Below are 3,988 nucleotides of genomic sequence, written 5' to 3' on the forward strand. Positions count from 1 at the left end.
ACCTCAAGCATAACATACTCCCAATTTTGGTTGAATTATAAATATCTAACTTTTCTTTTTCTACAGTTCATACTAACCATCTCACAAACAATCTCATCAGAACCTCACCTGAAACATCCTTACCTCAACTAAAGGATAGTTATCCTTGTTATATAGCAGACTAACTGAAAAGTTTCTATCAACATTATATCCAGAGGAAACTATCGTATTATGCTTATTTATAAGGTCAAGCCCCATAATCACAGTAGGAACTCTAATAATCAATCCAATTAAAAGGTATATCTCAAACGGCATAGCCCTAGGAGTAGAGATGGAGTATAAAAGCAAAAACTTATCTGTCAGTTCTGAAAGAATACCATAACTAAGAATTCCGGAATAACGAGCTATTATTGGTGGCGGATTTACCACTACTCCATGGGCTTCATCAAACTTCACAGCCTCAAAATCCAAATCCCAGAGAGCGTTATCTCCAACAGCATACAAAAGAGATAAACCAGGAAAGAGCAAATTATACGCTAAAAAAGCAACAGGTGATTTCTCACTAATAGATGAACGAGGTATAGTTCCTCCTTCTTGTAGGTATATCTCTTGAAGTATTGCTCTCCTAACAAGATGTATATATTCAGGCACTGTTGAAGAAATCTCAACAGCAACGATACTTCTAGAAGCTTTGACATTCGTATAAGGAATTCTAGAAATACTATCAAGTATTGAGTATGAGAAGATATTCCTCTCTATAAGATTCGTATTAGTTGTCATACTAATATTCTGCAAAAAGTTTAAATTCGTATAAACAGACCCTAAAACCCTTTCTGAAAACTCCCTTGGTCTGTTTATATAAACAGTTCCCTTATATATACACCCACTTACAAACATAGCTAACAGCAGTATGTTTAAAAAAGAAATTGACTTTAACATAACAAATACCTCTTATATACGATACCCAAGATGTATTATAACATAGCACATATGACAACTTCTGTCATAAGTGAAAAATTTTTTAGGATAAATTAAAAACCTTTACGTCTAACAGAAAGCAAAATACCTCCTTGAAAGAGTTAGATTATTCTACTACTTGATTCTTCGTTTTATCTAGCGATAACTGACAAAAGGTGTCATAACAGATGTTTTACAATATTTACAATTATGGAGGTTTTACTATGATAAACAAAATAATAACATTTATTCTTCTAATCTCCACTATTTTGATGTCTGGATGTAGTGTATTGTCCATCATTAACAGACCTCCAGTGATAGATGAGTTCTACCTATCAAAGTATGTCGCTTACACTGGAGAACCTATCAATGCAAGTTTTAAATACAACGACCCTGACGGTGATAATGTATATGTAAGTCTCATACTACAAAAAGGTGTGCAAAGCCAATACCTTATTTCAAACACTATGTTACCTTCTACCACTAATGTAACCTATCAATTCTATATATTCTATAGTGGTTCATATGACTTAATACTTGAGTTGGATGACGGGAAAGGTAAAACAGCAAAAACTAATACAGTATCAGTATCTGATTCATCAACCTACGATATGACAATTGATTTAACTACCTATACATCTTGGTATGATAGCGTATACATATACTCCTACGCTCAACCAGGAACAGTTCTAAAGGTTATATCTCCTTCCACGAGTATCTTTGTCCAAGTTAGTGGGAGATCAGGTTTCGACCCAGTGATAAAAGTAGCAGACTACAGAGGCATCATAGTAAAGACAATAGATCAAAACCTAAAAGGATACGGCGAGAGTGGCTATGCAAGCTCAACTGGATACGTCCATTATGTGTGGATATACGATTTCTGGCTTACATACAGTGGGACTACAACTGTCTATATATCAAGATAGAAATGGAAGTTAATGGAACTCTAATCTGGTATTATACCATCTGCAAGAGAGAGGCTTGGCTTATTGGACATAGGATAGTTCCAGATCAGAAGGATAACAGAATAATGATGGGAAGACATATTCACAAATACTTCTTCTCAAGAGAAAAAGCAAAAGAAGTTTTGATTGACAATACTATCAAAGTTGACCTAGTCAAAGGAAGGCGTTTGATTGTTGAGATAAAAAAGAGTTCCAAATTCATAGACAGCACACGGTGGCAACTACTCTTCTACCTTTACTACCTAAAACACAAAAAAGGAGTTGTGATGGAAGGAGAAATTAGCATTCCTGATGAGAAAAAGAGAGTATTAGTAAGACTCTCCGAAGAAAGTGAAAAAGAGATTGAAAAGATAATAGGCGAGATTGAGGAGCTACTCAAGCAAGAAAAATCACCGAAGCCCGAGTGGATAAAATACTGTAAAGTTTGCGGATACAAGGAGATGTGCTGGGTTTAAACGCTATTCTTTTGAAACAACCTTTCTACACCTTTTAAGGGTTTTATAAAGTATAGTTTGGAAGTTATTACTCTCGCACTGTCTCACGACAGTGTGATGAAATATAAAAACAAGGAGGTTATGTAATGTCAAAAGTTCTGTATGTTTTTCAGAGTGGCAGACTGAAGAGAAAGGACAACTCGCTCATTTTGATAACTAAAGAAGGTGAAACCAAGAGTATTCCAGTTGCTACCGTTTCAGACATAAACATCTTTGGCGAGATGGTGATAAACAAGAGACTTCTTGAATTTCTAACTAAGAACGAGATATGCCTACACTTTTTTAACAGGAAGGGATGGTATGTAGGAAGTTATTATCCGAGAAGAAGTTTAAACTCTGGTTTAATCACACTCAAGCAAGCAGAGGCTTACCTTGACAACAAGAAGAGAGTTTATCTAGCAAAGAAGTTTATTGAAGGAGCATATAGAAACATTCTTAAGAACCTAGAGTACCACTACAGGCAAACTGGCAATGAAGAAATTGGCAATTCTATTCAAAACATAAAACAGTCTTTTAGTAAAGTATTTGAAACGAACGATATTCCGACACTTATGAGCATAGAGGGTGAGATTAGGAAAGAGTATTATTCCACTTTTGGTTTGTTTTTGAAGCAAGAGGGCTTTGAAATTGAGAGACGAGAAAAGAGACCACCGAGTAACCCTATGAATGCACTTATAAGCTTTGGTAATTCACTTCTTTACGCATCTGTTTTGAGCGAGATATACAGGACATACCTAGACCCAAGAATTGGATACCTACACCAAACAAACCAGAGAAGTTTTAGTCTTAACCTTGACATAGCAGAGGTTTTCAAACCTGTGATTGTTGATAGAACAATATTTCAAATTATTAACAGAAAAGAAATAAATATAAATGATTTTCACGAAATCGGAGATGGTGTTTTTATGAAAGAAAGTGGTAATAAAAAATTCATCCAGAGATACGAAGAGAAAATGAAGAGTGTTATAAAGCATAAGAAGTTAGGTAATGTCAGTTATAGAAGACTCATAAGACTTGAGTGCTACAAGTTGTATAAATTCTTGACGGAAGACGAGGAATATAACCCCTTCGTAGTAGAATGGTAGCCCTCAAAACACTTACAGAGTTTTGAGCTATCAAATACAATACATATTTCAAGATGTATTAACGAATCAAGAAATTTATTCTTACTAGAAGAATAAAGAGTTTGTTTAAAATTCCAGATTTGAGGTTTGGGGTTGTATGTTTGTAATACTAGTTTATGATTTTGACGAGAGTAGAGTGATGAAAGCTAACAAAGTATGTAAGCGATACCTGACTTGGGTTCAGAGATCGGTATTTGAAGGCGAGATATCGGATGCTTTGTTTAGGATGTTAGTAGATGAACTTGATAAGATTATGGACAAGAACAAAGACTCTGTCGTAATATACAAATTTAGCAACAGGAACTACTACGAGAGGCAAACGATGGGAGTAAAGAGGAATTCTTCGGATGACTTTATCTTATAGTTTCTATTTTCTGGAAACCCCCCATCTTTTTTGAGTGTCTGAGAAATTTTTGCGTCCAGTTAGATTAGTATAATTATATTTGACTATTCAAAGTAGTCTAAAAAC

5 protein-coding genes are annotated in these 3,988 nt (G+C 34.8%); 4 read left to right on the plus strand and 1 reads right to left on the minus strand.

The genetic code is table 11. The features are described from left to right. Window positions 1-96: 96 nt before the first annotated feature. Complete coding sequence (locus tag N2712_07790) at window positions 97-918, minus strand: hypothetical protein (GenBank protein ID MCX8029877.1); 822 nt, start codon at window positions 916-918, stop codon at window positions 97-99. A 242-nt stretch (window positions 919-1,160) separates the two neighbouring features. On the opposite strand from N2712_07790, the gene N2712_07795 reads away from it, so the two are divergent. From N2712_07795 to cas2, 4 genes are all read left to right on the plus strand, one after another. Continuing rightward, window positions 1,161-1,862, plus strand: a complete 702-nt coding sequence (locus N2712_07795; protein MCX8029878.1) for a hypothetical protein — start codon at window positions 1,161-1,163, stop codon at window positions 1,860-1,862. Window positions 1,863-1,864: 2 nt separating this feature from the next. Next, a complete protein-coding gene (gene cas4 / locus N2712_07800; protein ID MCX8029879.1) occupies window positions 1,865-2,356 on the plus strand; it encodes a CRISPR-associated protein Cas4 in 492 nt (163 codons plus the stop codon). 125 nt (window positions 2,357-2,481) lie between these two features. Then, window positions 2,482-3,480, plus strand: a complete 999-nt coding sequence (cas1b, locus tag N2712_07805) for a type I-B CRISPR-associated endonuclease Cas1b (GenBank protein MCX8029880.1) — start codon at window positions 2,482-2,484, stop codon at window positions 3,478-3,480. 136 nt (window positions 3,481-3,616) lie between these two features. Beyond that, entirely contained in the window at window positions 3,617-3,883 is a 267-nt protein-coding gene (gene cas2, locus N2712_07810; GenBank protein ID MCX8029881.1) for a CRISPR-associated endonuclease Cas2, read from the plus strand. Window positions 3,884-3,988: the final 105 nt, after the last annotated feature.

The sequence above is a fragment of the Brevinematales bacterium genome, assembly GCA_026415355.1.
In the GTDB taxonomy this organism is placed as follows: Bacteria; Spirochaetota; Brevinematia; order DTOW01; family DTOW01; genus SKYB106.

Bases quoted from the DNA above. Each gene is read 5' to 3' on its own strand.
- N2712_07790 (MCX8029877.1), bottom strand. From the start codon at position 918: ATGTTAAAGTCAATTTCTTTTTTAAACATACTGCTGTTAGCTATGTTT.
- N2712_07795 (MCX8029878.1), top strand. From the start codon at position 1,161: ATGATAAACAAAATAATAACATTTATTCTTCTAATCTCCACTATTTTG.
- cas4 (MCX8029879.1), top strand. From the start codon at position 1,865: ATGGAAGTTAATGGAACTCTAATCTGGTATTATACCATCTGCAAGAGA.
- cas1b (MCX8029880.1), top strand. From the start codon at position 2,482: ATGTCAAAAGTTCTGTATGTTTTTCAGAGTGGCAGACTGAAGAGAAAG.
- cas2 (MCX8029881.1), top strand. From the start codon at position 3,617: ATGTTTGTAATACTAGTTTATGATTTTGACGAGAGTAGAGTGATGAAA.